We start from the raw sequence: 17,904 nt of genomic DNA on the forward strand, positions 1-17,904 counted from the left end.
TCAGGAATCGAGGTTGTCGGCGACCGCGCGCAGCATCGTGGCGACGCGCCGTCCGGCGTCGGCCTCCGGGTACTTGCCACGCTTGAGCTGGTCGCCCGTGCGGTCGAGGACCCGGATGAGGTCCTCGACGATGCCGGCCATCTCCGACGGCGCCTTGCGCTTCGCGCGGGCCACCGACGGCTTCGGGTCCAGCAGCGCGACCGAGAGCGCCGACGGTCCACGCCGTCCGTCGGCCACCCCGTACTCGACGCGGGTGCCCGGCTTGGGGCTCGCCACGTCGGCGGGCAGCGCGGAGGCGTGCAGGAACACCTCGCCGCCGTCGTCTCCGGCGATGAAACCGAAGCCGCGATCGGCGTCGTACCACTTGACCTTGCCGGTGGGCACCTGGACCTCTTCGTGCTCGTCGTCGTTCGGCCGCGCGATCGGATGATCGGGGCAGTGACCCAGGGTACCGGGGCGCACGGCCCGCCGTCGCATCGGTTCACGCCGCCGCCCACCCGTTGTGGGTATGAGATCTACCGACCGACAACGGTGTCGCCCGGTGAATTTCATACCCACAACGATCAGGGGGGTCAGGGGGCGGGTACCCCGGCGTCGCACCCGAGGCGGACGGCGACGGCGTCGAACCAGTCCGCCGGGTCGCTCACGGCGTTGTTCAGGTGGCCGAACAGCTCGAAGGAGATCGTGCCGAACAGCCCGCTCCAGGCCATCAGGACCCGCGCCACGACCTCGGCCGGAGGGTCCGGCATCCCCCGCTGCACCACGACGTCGCGCGCTCCGGCCACGAGCGCACCGACGTCGGGCAGCGCCGCCGCGCGGGGCGCACCCTGCCCCCCGGCGGCTTCCCGCGCCTCGGCAGCGATCCGCGCCAGCGCCAGGACCACGCGGATCGCCGGCTCCACGGTGTCCTGCGGCGCCGCGTATCCCGGCACGGGCGTGCCGTACAGCAGGGTGAACTCGCCGCGGTGGGTCACGCACCACGTCCGGACCGCGCGGCACGCCGCCAGCCAGCGGGCGCCGTGGTCGCCACGGGGCACCGCGGCCTCCGCGTCCTCGACGGCGGCGCCCAGCTCGTCGTAGCACTCGACCAGCAGCGTGGTCAGCAGCGCGTCGCGGCTCGGGACGTAGCGGTACACCGCCGAGGACACCATCCCGACGTCGCGCGCCACCGCCCGCAGGGACAGGGCCGCGGGACCGTCGGCCGCCAGGCGTGCGCGGGCGGCGTCGAGGATGTCGCGGGTGATCGTGGCCCGCGCGAACTCGCGGGCGGTCCGTGCTGCCATGGCGTCAGGGTGGCACGGCAGAGCACCGATCGCGACGAGGAGCGCTGCTCCGCGACGGCCGCTCGCACGGGAACGTCGGTGTCAGTACGCCCCGCGGCCGGTCAGCACGACCTTGGCCGTGCGCGCCAGGATGAGCAGGTCGCCGAACGGCGTCCAGTTCTCCGCGTAGTAGACGTCAAGCCGCACCGCTTCCTCCCACGGCAGGTCGGAGCGCCCGCCCACCTGCCACAGCCCGGTGATCCCGGGCTTGACCAGGAGGCGACGGCGCATCCGCGCCTCGTACCGCGAGACCTCCTGCGGCAGCGGCGGACGCGGCCCGACCAGGGACATCTGCCCGGCGAGCACGTTGAACAGCTGCGGCAGCTCGTCCAGGGAGTAGCGCCGCAGGTACCGGCCCACCGTGGTGACGCGCGGGTCGTCCCGCCGCTTGAACAGCACGCCGTCGGCGTCGTTCTCGCCGCCGAGGACCGTCTCCTCGCGGTCCGCCCCGACCCGCATGGTGCGGAACTTCAGCATGCGGAACGTGCGCCCGTCACGGCCCACGCGATCCTGGGTGTAGAAGACCGGCCCGGCGCTCGTGAACGCCACCGCCGCGGCGGTCACGGCCATCACGGGCAGCGCGACCGCGGTGACCAGCAGCGTCAGGGTCCAGTCGATGAGGGTCTTGGCCAGGTACTTGGGCCCGGCGAACCGGGGGGCGTCGACGTGCAGCAGGGAGACCGACTGCTCGGGGGTGACGGTGATGCGCGGTCCGGCGACGTCGGCGAGCTCCGCGGTCAGCATCAGGTCGACCCCGATCGGCTCGAGCTCCCACCCGAGCTGGCGCACGACGTCGGCCGTGATGCAGTCCGACCCGGAGACCGCGACGCACTCGGCACCGGTCTGGATCGCCGTGCTCGCCGCCGTGCGCAGGTCGCCCAGCACGGGGACACCGAGGATCTCCTCGCCCGGCAGGACGTCGTCGGTCGGCACGCAGACCCCGACGACCCGGTAGCCCGAGGGGCGGGCGTGCAGCTCGGTGACCAGCCGCTCGGCCTGGTCCCGCAACCCGATGGCGAGCACCGACGTCGTGCAGCCGCCCCGGGCGCGCATCTGGACCAGGTGCCGGCGCCAGGACCACCGCCCGACGAGCAGCAGGACGAGCCCGAGCGGGAAGGCCACCACGAGGAACTCGCGCAGACCGGGCCAGGTGAACAGGAACGCGACGAGGGCCAGCGCGGCGAAGAGCCGCCAGGTGGCCTCGAAGACCCGGTGGAACTCCTGCGGTCCGGAGGCGAACACGCGCACGTCGTAGCCGCGGCTCAGGGCGATCGACACCGGCCAGGTGACGGTCACCAGACCGACGAGGAGGAGCTGGTCCAGCTGCAGCGCTCCGCTGCCCGCGGCGAAGAGCAGCTGCCCGTCCCGGACGGCGACGGCGACGGCGCACGCGAGGAGGACCAGGAGCGCGTCGGTGGTCATGAGACGACGACGGTAGGCACCCTGCCAGCGACCCGTGCGGAAGGTGTCGCGCACCTCGCGCAGCCGCTGCGCGCGGACGCTCGCCAGCGCGTTGCGGGTCTGGTCCCGTACCTCGGTAATCGACACGTCGGTCTCCTCGTGCACTCCGTACGTTCCAGATGCTAGGAGTGGCGAACCGTTTCGACGGGACGTTTCCGAGGCCTTTCACCCGCTCTTTCACCCGGCCTGCGATCCGCATGATTCCGCGGTTTTCACCCCCTGATTCACCCGTGACGCGCTTGCTTCGACGCCGGTCGTGTGCCGTCGTCCGCGACCGCCGCGCGAGAGCACTGCTCTTGCCGTGCCGGCCGACGCCGTGGGATGCTGTCGCTCCCAGAAAGAGCACTGCTCTCAGATCGGAGCGATGATCATGTCCCGTCACCTCGTCGTCGGCGCCGGACCCGTGGGCCGCGCCGTCGCGGCCCGGCTCGCCGCGGACCACCACGACGTCACCGTCCTGACCCGTTCCGGCCGGGACACCGGCGTGCGCGGCGTGCGCCACGTCGCGACCGACGCCTCGGACGCCGACGCGCTCACCGCCGTCGCCCGGGGCACCGACGTCCTCTACAACTGCGCCAACCCCGCCGACTACACCCGCTGGGACACGGTCTGGCCCCCGCTGGCCACCGCCCTGCTCACCACGGCCGAACGCACCGGCGCCGTCTACGCGATCACCGGCAACCTCTACCCCTACGGCCCCGTGGACGGCCCCCTCACCGAGGACCTGCCCGACGTCGCGACCGACCACAAGGGCCGCCTGCGTGCCCGGATGTGGGCGGACGCCCTGGCCGCGCACCGCGCCGGCCGGGTCCGCACCGTCGAGGTCCGCGGCTCGGACTACGTCGGTCCCGGCGTCGGGCAGAACGGCCACGTCTCCCGCGTCGTGCCCGCCGCCCGCCGCGGCCGCGGCGTCGTGATGATGGGGCGGGCCGACCAGCCGCACACCTTCACCGACGTGCGCGACGTCGCCGCCACGCTCGTGGCGGCGGCCGCCGACCCGGACGCCCACGGGCGCACCTGGCACGTGCCCTCCAACCCGCCCGTCACCCAGGAGCGCGCCCTGACCGACGTGCTCGCCGCCGTCGGGGCGGAGCCGGTGCGAGTCCGGACGCTGCGCGGTCCGGCGCTGGCCACGGCGGCACTGGTCAGCCCCCTGCTGCGCGAGCTGCGCCAGCTGATCCACCAGTTCGAGCGTCCGTACGTGCTGGACGACACCGCCGCCCGCGAGCACCTCGGCGTCATGCCCACGCCCTGGGACGAGGTCTGCCGGGCGACCGCCGGGACCTGACCTCCGAGGGCCCGGCGACGCGGGAGCGAGGGCGCGTAGCATCGGTCCGATGGCCGCCACGTTCACCGAGTGGGTGCGCTCGCGCTCCGACGCCGAGCTCGTGACGCTGCTGCGCGCCCGCCCCGACCTCGGCACTCCCGCCCCGTCCACGCTGCGCTCCCTGGCCGCCCGCGCCGCAAGCCGCACCAGCATCGAGCGTGCCGTCGCCCACCTCGACGCCGGGCGGCTGCAGGTCCTCGAGTCGCTGCTCGCGCTGTCCGACGGCGGCCCCCCGGTGGCACCCGACCGCCTCGCGGCCGCGCTGGGCGCACCCGACTCCCGGGCCGCCGTCGAGCAGACGCTCGAGCACCTGCGGACCACCGCCCTCGTGTGGGACGACGGCGAGGGCCTGCGCCCCGCCCCCGGGCTGGACGAGGTGCTCGGCCCCTACCCGGCAGGCCTCGGCCCGGTGCGGGCCGACCCGCCCGCCGCGCCGCCCGCCGACCTCGCACCCGGTGAGCGCCAGGTCCTGGACGCGCTGACCTGGGGGCCGCCCGTGGGCGTCGTCCCGCCCGCGGGCACAGCGCCACGCCGCGCCGTCGACGCCCTGGTGGCCGACGGCCTGCTCCTGCGCTCGGACGCCCGGCACGTCCTGCTCCCCCGCGACGTCGGGCTCGCGCTGCGCCACGGCCGCACCCACCGCGCACCCGACCTGGAGGCGCCCCGACCCGACGGCACCACGATCCCGGCGGCGAGCACCGACGCCGAGGCCGCCACCGCTGCGCTGGACGTGGTGCGCCACGTCGGGCTCGTCGTGACCGCCTGGGACGACGCCGCGCCGGTGGCCCTGCGCGCCGGTGGCCTCGGGGTGCGGGACCTGCGTCGCACCGCCCAGCTCCTGGAGTGCGACGAGCCGACCGCGGCGTTCGTCGTCGAGCTCGCCGCGAGCGCCGGGCTGGTGGCCGACGACGGCGACGCCCCGGCGTCGTACCTGCCCACGACACGGGCCGACGCCTGGGAGCAGGCCGACGACGCCGGCCGCTGGGCGGTCCTGGTCGCTGCGTGGGCCGCCTCGCGCCGGACCCCGTGGCAGATCGGGACCCGGGACGAGAAGGGCGCCGTGCGTGCACCCCTGTCACCCGACCTGCACCGCGCGTGGGTGCCACGGTTGCGCCGGGACGTGCTCGGTGTGCTGGCCGCCCAGCCGGGCGTCGCGCTCGGCCTGGAGCAGGTCGCGCAGGTGCTGCGCTGGCGATCGCCGCGCGCGGTGCCGCCCGAGGCCGCGGTCGCCGGCCTGCTGCGCGAGGCCGCGCTGCTCGGCGTCACGGGGGCCGGCGCGCTCTCGGGACCCGGGGCGCTCGTGGCCCGGACGGCCGAGACGGCACCGGACGCCGTCGCCGTCGGCCGTTCCGCCGAGTCCGCCGTGCTGGCCGACGCGTTGCGGCACGTGCTGCCCGCCGAGGTCCCCGAGATCCTCCTGCAGGGCGACCTGACGGGGATCGTGCCCGGCCGCCCCTCGCCGGAGCTCGCCCGGCTGATCGACCAGGCCGCGGACGTCGAGACGCGGGGTGCCGCCACGACCGTCCGGTTCTCCACGAGCTCGGTCACGCGCGCCCTCGACCACGGCCGCGGTGGCGAGGACCTGCTGGCCGAGCTCGCCGCGCGGTCCCCCGTGCCGGTGCCGCAGCCGCTCGAGTACCTGGTGCGGGACACCGCCCGGCGGCACGAGGCGCTGCGCATCGGCGCCGCGACGTCGTACGTGCGTGCCGCCGACCCCACCGTCCTGGCGGGCCTGGCCGAGGACCCTCGGCTGGCGGGTCTCGGTCTGGTCCGGCTCGCACCGACCGTCCTCGCCGCCTCGGTGCCGGCCGCCGAGCTGCACACCGCGCTGCGCGAACGCGGTCTGCTCTCGGCGCTCGAGGGTCCCGACGGGCGGGCGCTGGGGCGGCTGCGGCGCCCCGCGCGCCTCGACCGCGACGCCCGGGTCCGCCACGGCGGCGAACCGGTGCGCAGCCCCGGCGACGACGCCCGCGTCGCCCTGGTCCGCGCCTTGCGCCGCGCCGCGCCGAGCGGTGGGCCGCCGCCCGACGGTGCCGGACCGGGGGCCGGGGCTGCTGCGCGGTCCGACGGCGCCGGCGCGCCGGAGCGCCCCACCGCACCGGGCACGGGAGGTCCCGGGCACGACGACGGCGGCCCGGTTCCCGGGACGGGCGCGGACCGCAGCCCCACGGGGGCGGGTGCCGCCGTCGCCCCGCGCCCCGGACCCGCGGACGCGTTGGCCGAGCTGCAGGACGCCCTGCGGGACGGGCGCACCGTGTGGGTCGAGATGGTGGGCGGCTCGGGCACGCTGGTGCGGCGCGCGCTCAAGCCGTTGCGGCTCGACGGCGGCCGGTTGCGCGCGCTCGACCCCGACCGGGAGGCGGAGCTCACCGTGGCCGTGCACCGCATCGCCGCGGTGGAGCCCGTCGACTGACACCGGCCGCGTCCGGAACAGGACCGCCCGCCCCGGCGTTGGCATCCTGGAACCCCCACCGGAAGGACCCGCATGCCCGACGGCCCCCTCATCGTCCAGAGCGACAAGTCCGTGCTGCTCGAGGTCGACCACCCGCAGGCCGAGGCCGCGCGCCGCGCCATCGCCCCGTTCGCCGAGCTGGAGCGCGCCCCCGAGCACGTGCACACCTACCGGCTGACGAACCTGGGCCTGTGGAACGCCCGCGCCGCCGGGCACGACGCCGAGCAGGTGGTCGACACCCTCATCGCGTACTCGCGCTACCCGGTGCCGCACGCGCTGCTGGTCGACGTCGCCGAGACGATGGGTCGCTACGGCCGCCTCACGCTGGCCTCGCACCCGACCCACGGGCTCGTGCTCGAGTCGACCGACGCCGCCGTGCTGGCCGAGGTCCTCAAGTCGCGGCGGACCGCGGGGCTCGTGGGCGAGCGCGTGGACATCGGCACCACCGCCGGCGCCGTGACGGTCCACCCGTCCGAGCGCGGCAACCTCAAGCAGGCCCTGGTCAAGCTGGGGTGGCCCGCGGAGGACCTGGCGGGGTACGTCGACGGCGAGAAGCACGCCATCGCGCTGAGCCCGACGACGACGCCCGTGTACCCGGGCGAGGAGGCCTCCGCCTGGGAGCCGCGCCCGTACCAGCAGCAGGCCGTGGACGGGTTCTTCCACGGTGGCTCCGGCGTCGTGGTGCTGCCCTGCGGCGCCGGCAAGACGATCGTGGGCGCCGGGGCGATGGCCCGGTCGCAGACCACCACGCTCATCCTCGTCACCAACACCGTCAGTGCGCGGCAGTGGCGTGACGAGCTGGTGCGCCGCACCTCCCTGACGGAGGACGAGATCGGCGAGTACTCGGGGTCCCGCAAGGAGATCCGCCCCGTCACCATCGCGACGTACCAGGTGCTGACCACCAAGCGGAAGGGCGTCTACTCCCACCTGGAGCTGCTCGACGCCCGCGACTGGGGCCTGATCCTCTACGACGAGGTCCACCTGCTGCCGGCGCCCATCTTCCGCATGACGGCGGACCTGCAGGCCCGCCGTCGGCTCGGCCTGACGGCCACGCTGGTGCGCGAGGACGGTCGCGAGGACGAGGTCTTCTCGTTGATCGGCCCGAAGCGGTACGACGCCCCGTGGAAGGACATCGAGGCCCAGGGCTACATCGCGCCGGCGGACTGCGTGGAGGTGCGCCTCACGCTGCCCGAGCACGAACGGATGGTGTACGCCACGGCGGAGCCGGAGGACAAGTACCGCCTGGCGGCCTGCGCTCCGGGGAAGAACCGGGTGGTGGAACGCATCGTGGCCGACCACCCGGACGACCAGGTGCTGGTGATCGGCCAGTACATCGACCAGCTCGAGGAGCTCGCCGCCCACCTGGACGCGCCGCTGATCACGGGGTCGACGACGGTCCGCGAGCGCCAGCGCCTCTTCACCGCGTTCCGTTCCGGCGAGATCTCACGGCTCGTGGTGTCCAAGGTGGCGAACTTCTCGATCGACCTGCCCGAGGCGTCGGTCGCCGTCCAGGTCTCCGGCTCGTTCGGCTCGCGGCAGGAGGAGGCGCAGCGCCTCGGCCGGGTCATGCGCCCCAAGGCGGACGGCCGCACCGCCCACTTCTACGCCGTCGTCGCCCGCGACACCGTGGACCAGGACTTCGCGGCGCACCGGCAGCGCTTCCTGGCGGAGCAGGGGTACGCCTACCGCATCGTCGACGCGGAGGAGCTGGACGGAGCGAAGTGAAGGGTGGGGGCCGAGGAACGAGGCACGCGCCCGCGACGAAGCGCAGCCCGGCTCCGACCCTCGGACCCGAGGAGCTGGACGGAGCGACGTGAAGGGTGGGGGCCGAGGAACGAGGCCCACTCGTCGTGCCGGGCACGTCGCGGACGCGTAGCCTGACTCGTGGCGACGGCGCCCCGCCCGGGACACCACGCCGACCCACGCACCTGCGGCTCGCGCACGGCCGCACCGCGACCGTCCGCTCGCTCCGGCCCCCGTGCGCAGGTCGCCGGGGTTCGTCGTTGGACGGAGGCATCGATGCCGACCCCCGAGCAGCTCTCCGCCGCCGGCGCCGCCGGGGCCATCACTCCGTCTTCGTCGTCGGACGGTGACGACCGATGACGGTCACGACGACCGCGGCGTTCCTGCTGACGACGGCGGTCGTGGCGTTCGGGCTCAGCCTCCTGGCCCGGCGGTGGGTGCGCGGGATCGACATCGACCCGGGCCCGTGGTCGTCGACGCTGTCCTACGTGGCGACGGCGTACGGCATCGTGCTCGGCTTCTCGATCATCTTCCTCTTCGGGGAGTTCTCCGCGGCCCGCGCCGCGATCGGTGACGAGGCGACGTCGATCGGCACCGCCTTCGACGAGGCGCAGCTGTTCCCTGCCAGCCAGGACGCCATCCAGCACTCCTTGATCTGCTACTCCCGGGCGGTCCCCGCCCACGACTGGCCGGCGCTGCAGGTCGGCCGGGCGTCACCCGAGGTGGATGCCGCGTACAGCGACCTGTTCGTGACGCTGAGCGAGTCGACCGAGCCCACGAGCGGGACGTTCCAGCCGGCGACCGCGACGAACCTGCTGGCACAGCTGGGCAACATCTCCACGGCCCGCGAGACCCGCCTGGTGGCCGCCGAGATCCAGACCCCGCCGCTGCTGTGGGTGCTGCTGATCTTCGGCGGGGTCCTCATCCTCGTGCTGCTGTTCGTGGTGACGCTCCAGGCCCGTGCCGCCGCGCAGGCGGCACTGGTCTCGGTGTCGGCCGTGTTCACGGTGGTGATGCTGCTGATCGTCGTCGCGCTGAGCACGCCGTTCAGCCCCGGAGCGGGGCGCCTCTCCCCCGCTCTGATCGAACAGACCACGGAGTCGATGGAGACCACGGCTCCCGACCTGGCGGCGCTCCCGTGCGACGTCGAGACCGACACCTGACCGACGAAGGAGACTGCGATGCCCGACGACCCCACCGGGCCGATCCACGGCACGGCCGCGTTCCGCGAGCACCTCGACCCGTTCGAGTTCCCGACGTCGGGGATGCCGGCCGGGACCGCCTACGAGCTGCTGCACACCGGCCTGATGCTGGACGGCCGGGAGACGCTCAACCTGGCCTCGTTCGTGACCACCTGGATGGAGCCCGAGGCGGAGCGGCTCATCATGGGCTCGCTGCGCAAGAACCACATCGACCACGAGGAGTACCCGGCGTCGTCGTTGATGGAGGAGGCCTGCGTCCACATGCTGGGCGACCTGTTCAACGCCCCCGACCCGGCCGAGGTCGTGGGTGTCGGCACGATCGGCTCCTCCGAGGCGATCATGCTCGGGCTGCTGGCGCACAAGCGCAGCTGGCGGGACCGGCGTCGTGCCGCGGGCCTGCCGGCGGACCGGCCGAACGTGGTCTACGGGGCCGAGACGCACGTGGTGTGGGACAAGTTCGCCAACTACTTCGACGTCGAGATGCGCAAGATCCCGATGAAGCCGGACCGGTTCGTCATCAGCGCCGACGAGGTGGCCGAGCAGGTCGACGAGAACACGATCGCCGTGGGGGTCGTGCTCGGCACCACCCACATCGGCGAGGCCGACCCGATCGCCGAGATCAACGACCGCCTGCTGCAGATCAAGGAGCAGGAGGGCTGGGACATCCCGATCCACGTCGACGGTGCCAGCGGCGCGTTCGTCGCACCGTTCGCCGAACCGGACCTGGAGTTCGACTTCCGGCTCGAGCAGGTGGCGTCGATCAACGCCTCGGGGCACAAGTACGGCCTGGTCTACCCGGGTGTCGGATGGCTCGTCTTCCGCGACCGCACCAAGCTGCCGCAGGACCTGGTGTTCAGCGTGAACTACCTCGGCGGTGCGCAGCCCACGTACACGTTCAACTTCTCCCGCGGGTCCGCCATGATCCAGGCGCAGCTGTACAACTTCCTGCGGCTCGGCCGGTCGGGATACCAGGAGATCGTCGCGACGATGCTCGCCAACGCCCGTCACCTCAACGAGGAGCTGGCGTCGGGGCCGTGGTTCGAGATCCTCAACCCCGGGCTGAGCGAGCCCGTCGTCACCTTCCGCCTGCGGGACGACCCCGGGTTCGACGTCTACCACCTGTCCGCACGGTTGCGGGAGCACGGCTGGATCGTCCCGGCCTACAGCCTTCCGCCCGACGCCGAGGAGGTCCACCTGCTGCGCATCGTGGTGCGCGTCGACCTGAGCCGGCAGATGGTCGACATGCTGCTGCGCGACCTTCAGGACGCCTGCACCCACCTGGCCCAGGAGAAGCCCGGGGCGCGCAAGCGCCCGGCGCCGGACGTGTGGACGGCGCCGGCCCTCATGGCGGCGCACCAGAAGGAGCGCACGGGACAGCATCGCCGGCGCTGAGGTCAGGGGCCGACGTCGCGACAAGAACCCACGGCACGCTCTACGGTGCGGTCATGGCCGACGACGGCGCCCGCCCGGTGCTGCACGACTCCGCCCGCCCGCCGCGCTGGGTGCCGCGGGTGCTCGTCATGGGCGCCGTGGCGGTGTTCGTGGCGGCGTGGGCCTGGGACGCCCTGGGGCAGCTCAGCACGCTGTTCGTCTACCTGCTCGTCGCGTTCTTCGTCACGCTGGCACTGGAACCGATCGTCGTCTGGCTGGTGCGGCACGGCTGGCGGCGCGGCGTCGCCGCCGGGGCGGCGTTCTTCGGCTCGGTGGTGGTGGCCGTGGTGGTGCTCGCCATGTTCGGCAACCTGTTCGTCCAGCAGCTGGTCCAGCTCGTCCGGGTGCTGCCGGAGCTGTACGTGACGATCAGCGGCGACATCGAACGCAGCTTCGACGTCGACCTGCCGGCCTCCGACGTCCTGCTGCAGCAGCTCGTGACCGAGTACGGCTCCGACGTCGCCTCGGGCACCTTGGCCGTGGGGTCCACGCTGGTGGGCGTCGTCTTCGCCGCCCTGACGATCGGGCTGGTCACCTACTACCTGATGGCTGCGGGTCCGCAGTTCCGCGCGGCGGTGTGCCGGTGGCTGAGCCCGGACCGCCAGACCGAGGTGCTGCGCCTGTGGGAGATCACGCAGGTGAAGGTCTCGGACTTCATCAGCTCGCGGATCGTCCTGGCGGCGCTGTCCGCGGCCTTCACCGCGGTGTTCCTGGTGATCATGGGCACCCCGTACGCGCTGCCGCTGGCGCTGTTCACCGGCGTCGTCTCGCAGTTCGTCCCGACGATCGGCACGTACATCGGCGGCGCCCTGCCGGTGGCGGTGGCGCTCACGTCCCAGGGGCTGCCGCAGGGCCTGGCGGTGCTGGCGTTCATCATCGCCTACCAGCAGCTGGAGAACCTGTACTTCTCCCCCAAGATCTCCGCCCGTGCGCTGGAGATGAACCCGGCCGTGAGCTTCGTCGTCGTGCTCGCGTTCGGCGCCGTCTTCGGGGCGCTGGGGGCGTTCCTCGCCCTGCCCATCGCCGCCACCATCCAGGCGGTGGCCAACACCTACCTGCAGCGCCACGAGCTCGTCGACTCCGACCTGCTGCGCGACCCCGAGGTCGCCGAGCGCAGGGGCGGACGCAGCGCCCGCAACGCTCGTGCGGCCCGCGAGGCGGCCCGCACGGTGGACGAGCGCCGCGCCGACGGCGTCGGTTGACGCGTCGGCACGGCGCTCCGACGGCGGACGTTCCGGTCAGGCGCCGGCCCCGGCGCCCATCGCCTCGTCGTACGGCGTCACCTTCGAGGCCGGCGGCGCCTCGACGGTCACGTCCTCACCCCAGTCGGAGTACGCCGTCGTCGCGACGAACTCCTGCCCCTCGATCTCCATGACGATGTCGATGGACGTGGGCAGACCGTCCTCGGTGACACGGAACACCATGTCCATCGTCGTCCGCGCCATCTCGTCCAGCATCTCCTGGTCGAGGCCGAGGGAGGCCGGGTCGGAGGCCAGGGTGGGATCGATCGTCGCGGTGTAGACCTCGACCTCCTGGCCGTCGACGGTCTCGGTACCCGTGTGCTCGAACGACTGCACGGCGTCGGCCACGGCCTCGGCCTGGGCGGCGGCGTCAGCGCTGTCGAGGGTGTCGAGCGCGCCCGCCATCCCGGGCTCGTCCTCGAGGTCCTCGAGGTCGATCGAGACGTAGCCGACCTCGCCACCGCTCATCGCACTCATGTCCATGTACATGGTCGAGTCGACCAGGAGGGCCTCCATCGACAGGCCCATCATGTCCATCGTCATGCGCATCCGCATGTCCTCGAACTTCTCGGCGAGCACGATGTCGGCGCTCTGGGTGAACTCACCCATCCCGGCCTCCTCGGCGGCGTCGCCGCCCACGCCGGACTCGACGTGCACCGTGGGGTGCTCCGCCTGCGCCGCCGCCATCTGCTCGGAGAGCGCGACGAGGTCCTCGACCACGACGGGCTCGACGGCGGCCTCGTCGACGTCTCCGGCGGGCGCGGAGCCGGCTGCCGTCGGTTCGTCGACGACGTCCGCGTCGTCGGCGGCCCCGCAGGCGGTCAGCGTGAGGCCGACGGCCCCGGCGGCGAGCAGGGCGGTCATCTTGCGTCTACGCACGTGCACTCTTCTTCCTGTATCGGTTCGGCGGCCACGGCGCGGCCTCCCAGGATCCAACCAGGTGAAGGTCACGACCAGGTGACGGAACGGTCGACCGGAGGTGACGTCAGGGGCGCACGACCCGTGGACGGCCGGTCGGACGACCCGGCCGTCCACACCTCACCCGCCGCGAGATTGCGCGCCGCGCGCCGGAACGGAACGATGCAGACCGTGACCCCGTCCCTCCGGACCGCGCGGCGACGCGCGGCCGCACCGCCCGTCGCCGTGGCCCTCGCCGCGGTGGCACTGGCGCTCCTGCCTGCCCTGTTCGCCTCCCCAGCGGCTGCCGAGGCACCGTTGCCCGACCTCGACGGTGACGTCACCGACGTGGCCGAGGTGCTGGACGACGACGGCCTGGCCGAGGTGCAGACCTCCCTCGACGAGCTCGCGACACAGACCCCGTACCAGCTCTTCGTGGTCTACGTCGACAGGTTCGACGGGCTGGACGGACGCGAGTGGGCCGACGCGACCGCGAACAACGCGCACCTCGGCACCGAGGACCTGTTGCTCGCCGTGGCCACCGAGGACCGGCTGTACGGCATGAGCTGGGACCACAACGTCGAGCTCTCCGAGGACCAGCTCGACGAGGTCCGGGACGCGGCCGTCGACGCGCTGCGCGACGACGACTGGGCCGGTGCCACCGTGGCGGCCGTCGACACGCTGCTCGCCGTCACGGGCTCGGCCGGAGCCGCGACGTCCGCCGGTGCCTCCGACGACGACGGCACGTCCGACGGCGCGGGAGTGCCCGGCGTCGTGGTGGTCGGCGGCATCGTGGTGCTCGTCGTCGTCGGCGGGATCGTCCTGGTGCGACGCGCCCGCGCGAAGGACGCCGACCTCGCCCGTCGCGGAGCCGCCGCCGCGGCCCGTCGGCACCGGGGCGGCGCGGCAGCGCCGGACCCCCTGGCGCAGATGCCGCTGGAGGACCTGCGGCGCAAGGCCGGCAGCACCCTGGTGGCCGTCGACGACGCGATCCGGACGTCCGAGCAGGAGCTCGGGTTCGCGCAGGCCGAGTTCGGGCTCGAGGCGACCCAGGAGTTCTCCGCGGCGCTGGCGGACGCCCGGCAGGAGGTCGCCGAGGCGTTCCGCACGAGCCAGCGCCTCGACGACGAGCCGCCCGGGGACCCGCTGACCGAGAGGGACCTGCTCACCGAGGTCGTGCGCCGCTGCGACACGGCCGCCGGCACCCTGGACGCCCAGGCCCGCGCCTTCGACGACCTGCGGCGCCTGCACGCCCGCGCCCCGGAGGTCCTCGACGAGACCGAGCAGCGGGCCGCCGAGATCGAGTCCCGGGTCGAGGTGGCCCGCAGCACCGTCGACGGCCTGGCCGGGATCTACCCGCCCGCGACCCTGGCCTCCGTGGCCGACAACCCCGACCAGGCGGCCCGACTCGTCGCCAACGCACGCGACGCCGTCGCCGACGGTCGGGTCGCCGTCAAGAAGCGCAAGCGCGCGCTCGCCGTCGCCGACGCCCGCGCGGCCCAGAACGCGCTCGGGCAGGCCGTGATGCTGCTCGACGCCGTGGACGGCGCCGGGGACGCCCTCGCCGCCGCGGACCGCGACCTGGACAAGGGGATCGCCTCGATCACCCAGGACGTCGCGGACGCCGATCGCCTGGCCCCCGAGGACGCGACGGTCCGCGGCGCGGTCACCGAGGCCCGAGCCGCGATCGACCAGGCCCGTCAGGCCCGTCGCGCCGGCGAGGAGGGTGACCCGCTGGCCGCCCTGACGCGTCTGACCACGGCCGAGGCCGCGCTGGACGCCACCCTGGCACCTGTCCGCGAGGCGGCCGAGTCCGACGCCCGGGCCCGGGCGCTGCTGCGCGAGATCCTCGGCCGCGTCGACTCCCAGATCCGCGCCACCCAGGACTTCGTCGCCACCCGCCGGGGCGCCGTCGGGCCGGATGCCCGCACCCGGCTCGCCGAGGCCGAGCGGCTGCTCGGCCAGGCCCGCGCCGAGCAGGGCAGCTCACCGCACGCGGCGCTGGCCACCGCCCAGCAGGCCGAGCGGTACGCACAGCAGGCGCTGCAGATGGCGCAGACCGACACCTCCGGATGGGGGTCGCACCAGCCCGGCGGGATCGCCGGCCCCGGTGGCCGCGGGGCGGACATCGGCGGCATGATCTTGGGTGGCATCCTCCTCGAGGAGGTTCTCACCGGTGGACGGCACCGGCGGCGCGGCCGGCGGCCCGGTGTGCGGATCGGCGGCGGCTTCGGCGGCGGGGGCTTCGGCGGCGGGAGCTTCGGCGGCGGCGGCCGGGGCGGTTTCGGCGGCGGTTTCGGCGGCGGGGGCCGGGGCGGCGGCGGCGGCCGGTTCTGAGGCACTTTCCCGGCACGCCGCACGTTGTCGGGGCAGATCGACCACGAGTCCTGTACCAGGAAGGCATGTCATGACCCAGAAGCAGAGCATCCTCGGCCGCATCAGCCAGCTCGCGAAGGCCAACATCAACGCGCTGCTGGACCGGGCGGAGGACCCCGGCAAGATGATCGACCAGCTCATCCGCGACTACTCGAACAACATCGCCGAGGCGGAGCAGGCGATCGCCCAGACCATCGGGAACCTGCGGCTGGCCGAGCAGGACTACCACGAGGACGTCCAGTCGGTGCAGGAGTGGGGCGCGAAGGCGCTGGCCGCCTCGCGCAAGGCCGACGAGCGGCGCGCCGCGGGTGACCTGCCGAACGCCGACAAGTTCGACCAGCTCGCCAAGGTGGCGCTGCGCAAGCAGCTCGACGCCGAGAGCGAGGTCAGGTCGTCCGAGCCGATGATCCAGCAGCAGCAGGTGACGGTCGAGAAGCTCAAGACCGGGCTGGCGCAGATGAAGGACCGGCTGGTGGAGCTGAAGTCGAAGCGCGACCAGCTCGTGGCCCGGCAGAAGGCCGCCGAGGCGCAGCAGACCGTCCAGGGCGCCATCAGCTCGATCAACGTGATGGACCCGACCAGCGAGCTCTCCCGGTTCGAGGAGGCGGTGCGTCGCGAGGAGGCGCAGGCGATGGGCCAGGCCGAGATCGCGGCGTCGTCGCTGGAGTCGCAGTTCGCCGAGCTCGAGGGCTCGATGGAGGACGTCGAGCTCGAGGCACGGCTCGCCGCGCTCAAGTCCGGCAACTCACCGACGGGCCAGATCGAGGCCTGAGCGGATCGGCGTCCCGGAAGAGGTCAGGCGGCGGGCCGCTCGGTCTCCGGGGCGGGGGCGTCGCGGAGGGCGACGGCGGCTCGCACCTGTCCGAGGAACGCGTCGGCCAGCAGCGTGCCGGACTTCGCGAGCGCGGCGCCGTGCGCGGTGACCTGGGCGTGCACGGCCGCCGTGTCGACGTCCCCGTCCCCCAGCGCCCACCGCACCGCCGTCGTCGGGCCGGCCTCCGGGTGGAACTGGACGCCGAGCGCCGATCCCCAGCGAAAGGCCTGGTAGGGGTACAGGTCCGACCAGGCGAGCCACCGGGAACCGGCGGGCGGCTCGATGACGGCGTCGGAGTGCATCGACAGGAACTCGGTCGCCGGGCCACGACCGTCCAGGTCGTCGGGGCCCGTGGCACCCGCCGCACGGACCACCGGGCCGAGCACCAGGTCGTCGAACGCCTCGGCGCGCCAGAACACCGGCACGACGCCGACCTCGCGCCCGGGAGGTGCGGCGATGGCCACGCTCCCACCGCCGGCGACGGCGAGGAGCTGGGCACCCAGGCAGATGCCGAGCGTCGGCAGGTCCGCGCCCACCGCCTCGGCCAGGAGCGACCGCACCTGCGGCAGCCAGGGCGCCTCGTCGTCGGCGTAGGCGTTCATCTGCCCGCCCAGCACCACCAACGCGTCACCGCAGTCGGGGAGGGACGGAACGGGGTCTCCGGCGAACAGGCGCACCATGCGGACGTCGCCGAGCCGACCGGTGTAGAGGTCGAGGGGGACGTCCGAACCGTGCTGCAGCACGGTCACGCGCGGATCCGCCGATGTCGTGTTCAGGGCCACGGCGCACGAGAGTAGTCCTCGCGCCGCGCGGCGTCCATGCTGCCGGTTCGACGCAGGGCCCGCCCGGTCCGTCCCCGACCGGCACGATCGGGCCGCACGAGCGCCGCCCCGCGTACGCTGTGCTCATGGCCGCCCCCTTCCCCGTCCCGTCCGCCCCGGCGCAGCACAGCCCGCGCACCACCTACCTGCTGGTGGACGGCGAGAACATCGACGCGACGCTCGGCATGAACGTGCTCAACCGGCGGCCGAACCCGGAGGAGCGACCCCGCTGGGACCGCATCACGGGGTTCGCCCGGAAGGTCTGGGACCAGGACGTGGTCCCGTTGTTCTTCCTGAACGCCACCAGCGGCCAGATGCCGATGTCGTTCGTGCAGGCGCTGCTCGCGATGGGCTACAAGCCGATCCCGCTGGCGGCGAGCGGCGACGAGAAGGTCGTCGACCTCGGTATCCAGCTCACCCTGGACGCCATCGCCGACCGTGACGCCGACGTCCTGCTGGCCAGCCACGACGGCGACTTCCTGCCGCAGGTGGAGCGTCTGCTCGGCGGCGACCGCCGGGTCGGGCTGCTCGCCTTCCGCGAGTTCGTCAACGGCCAGCTCACGGCGCTGAGCGACGAGGGCCTGGAGATCTTCGACCTGGAGGGCGACGCCGACGCCTTCACCAGCGCTCTGCCCCGGGTGCGGATCATCCCGATCGACGAGTTCGACCCGCTGCGCTTCCTCTGATCTCGCCGACTCCGGCTGCCGCCCCACCCCGCGCCCCACACCCTCGCGCCCCACGTCCCCGCGTTGTGGGTATGAAATCGACGGCCCCGAACCGGTTCGGGGCCGTCGATTTCATACCCACAACGCGGGGA

At 73.7% G+C, this 17,904-nt stretch carries 14 protein-coding genes; 9 read left to right on the top strand and 5 right to left on the bottom strand.

Translation table 11 applies throughout. The features are described from left to right. From ACIQLL_RS12290 to ACIQLL_RS12300, 3 genes are all read right to left on the bottom strand, one after another. The gene (locus tag ACIQLL_RS12290; RefSeq protein WP_402467353.1) at positions 1-384 is read right to left on the bottom strand and encodes a cold-shock protein; all 384 of its coding nucleotides are present in this window, start codon (positions 382-384) and stop codon (positions 1-3) included. Positions 385-572: 188 nt separating this feature from the next. Beyond that, a complete protein-coding gene (locus ACIQLL_RS12295) occupies positions 573-1,283 on the bottom strand; it encodes a TetR/AcrR family transcriptional regulator (protein WP_402467356.1) in 711 nt (236 codons plus the stop codon). Positions 1,284-1,364: 81 nt separating this feature from the next. Then, entirely contained in the window at positions 1,365-2,870 is a 1,506-nt protein-coding gene (locus ACIQLL_RS12300; protein WP_402467359.1) for a sugar transferase, read from the bottom strand. 283 nt (positions 2,871-3,153) lie between these two features. Here ACIQLL_RS12300 and ACIQLL_RS12305 point away from each other — a divergent pair, with 283 nt between their 5' ends. The 6 genes from ACIQLL_RS12305 (at position 3,154) to ACIQLL_RS12330 (ending at position 12,140) form a co-directional block, all read left to right on the top strand. Then, positions 3,154-4,071, top strand: a complete 918-nt coding sequence (locus ACIQLL_RS12305) for an NAD-dependent epimerase/dehydratase family protein (protein ID WP_402467362.1) — start codon at positions 3,154-3,156, stop codon at positions 4,069-4,071. Between the two features lie 49 nt (positions 4,072-4,120). Further along, positions 4,121-6,523 carry a helicase-associated domain-containing protein gene (locus ACIQLL_RS12310; protein WP_402467365.1) on the top strand — a complete coding sequence of 801 codons (2,403 nt, stop codon included), beginning with the start codon at positions 4,121-4,123 and terminating at the stop codon, positions 6,521-6,523. A gap of 72 nt (positions 6,524-6,595) precedes the next feature. Continuing rightward, the gene (locus ACIQLL_RS12315) at positions 6,596-8,287 is read left to right on the top strand and encodes a DNA repair helicase XPB (protein ID WP_402467368.1); all 1,692 of its coding nucleotides are present in this window, start codon (positions 6,596-6,598) and stop codon (positions 8,285-8,287) included. A gap of 374 nt (positions 8,288-8,661) precedes the next feature. Then, positions 8,662-9,468 (top strand): bestrophin-like domain, encoded by an 807-nt coding sequence (locus ACIQLL_RS12320; protein WP_402467371.1) that lies wholly within the window; start codon positions 8,662-8,664, stop codon positions 9,466-9,468. Between the two features lie 18 nt (positions 9,469-9,486). Continuing rightward, entirely contained in the window at positions 9,487-10,899 is a 1,413-nt protein-coding gene (locus tag ACIQLL_RS12325; protein WP_402467374.1) for a glutamate decarboxylase, read from the top strand. Positions 10,900-10,952: 53 nt separating this feature from the next. Next, on the top strand, positions 10,953-12,140 hold the full coding sequence (locus tag ACIQLL_RS12330; protein ID WP_402467377.1) for an AI-2E family transporter: 1,188 nt from the start codon (positions 10,953-10,955) through the stop codon (positions 12,138-12,140). 36 nt (positions 12,141-12,176) lie between these two features. On the opposite strand, the gene ACIQLL_RS12335 is transcribed toward ACIQLL_RS12330, so the two are convergent. Then, a complete protein-coding gene (locus tag ACIQLL_RS12335) occupies positions 12,177-13,058 on the bottom strand; it encodes a hypothetical protein (protein ID WP_402467379.1) in 882 nt (293 codons plus the stop codon). A 201-nt stretch (positions 13,059-13,259) separates the two neighbouring features. Here ACIQLL_RS12335 and ACIQLL_RS12340 point away from each other — a divergent pair, with 201 nt between their 5' ends. Continuing rightward, positions 13,260-15,413, top strand: a complete 2,154-nt coding sequence (locus ACIQLL_RS12340; protein ID WP_402467382.1) for a TPM domain-containing protein — start codon at positions 13,260-13,262, stop codon at positions 15,411-15,413. A 70-nt stretch (positions 15,414-15,483) separates the two neighbouring features. Continuing rightward, positions 15,484-16,224: a PspA/IM30 family protein gene (locus ACIQLL_RS12345; RefSeq protein WP_402467385.1), complete on the top strand. Its 741-nt coding sequence runs from the start codon at positions 15,484-15,486 to the stop codon at positions 16,222-16,224. 23 nt (positions 16,225-16,247) lie between these two features. On the opposite strand, the gene ACIQLL_RS12350 is transcribed toward ACIQLL_RS12345, so the two are convergent. Beyond that, entirely contained in the window at positions 16,248-17,015 is a 768-nt protein-coding gene (locus ACIQLL_RS12350; protein ID WP_402467388.1) for a type 1 glutamine amidotransferase, read from the bottom strand. 158 nt (positions 17,016-17,173) lie between these two features. Between ACIQLL_RS12350 and ACIQLL_RS12355 the strand changes: the two genes are divergently transcribed. Beyond that, the gene (locus tag ACIQLL_RS12355) at positions 17,174-17,773 is read left to right on the top strand and encodes an NYN domain-containing protein (RefSeq protein WP_402467391.1); all 600 of its coding nucleotides are present in this window, start codon (positions 17,174-17,176) and stop codon (positions 17,771-17,773) included. Positions 17,774-17,904: the final 131 nt, after the last annotated feature.

Origin of the sequence: Isoptericola aurantiacus (genome assembly GCF_044769875.1) — a bacterium.
Classification (GTDB): Bacteria; Actinomycetota; Actinomycetes; order Actinomycetales; family Cellulomonadaceae; genus Isoptericola; species Isoptericola aurantiacus.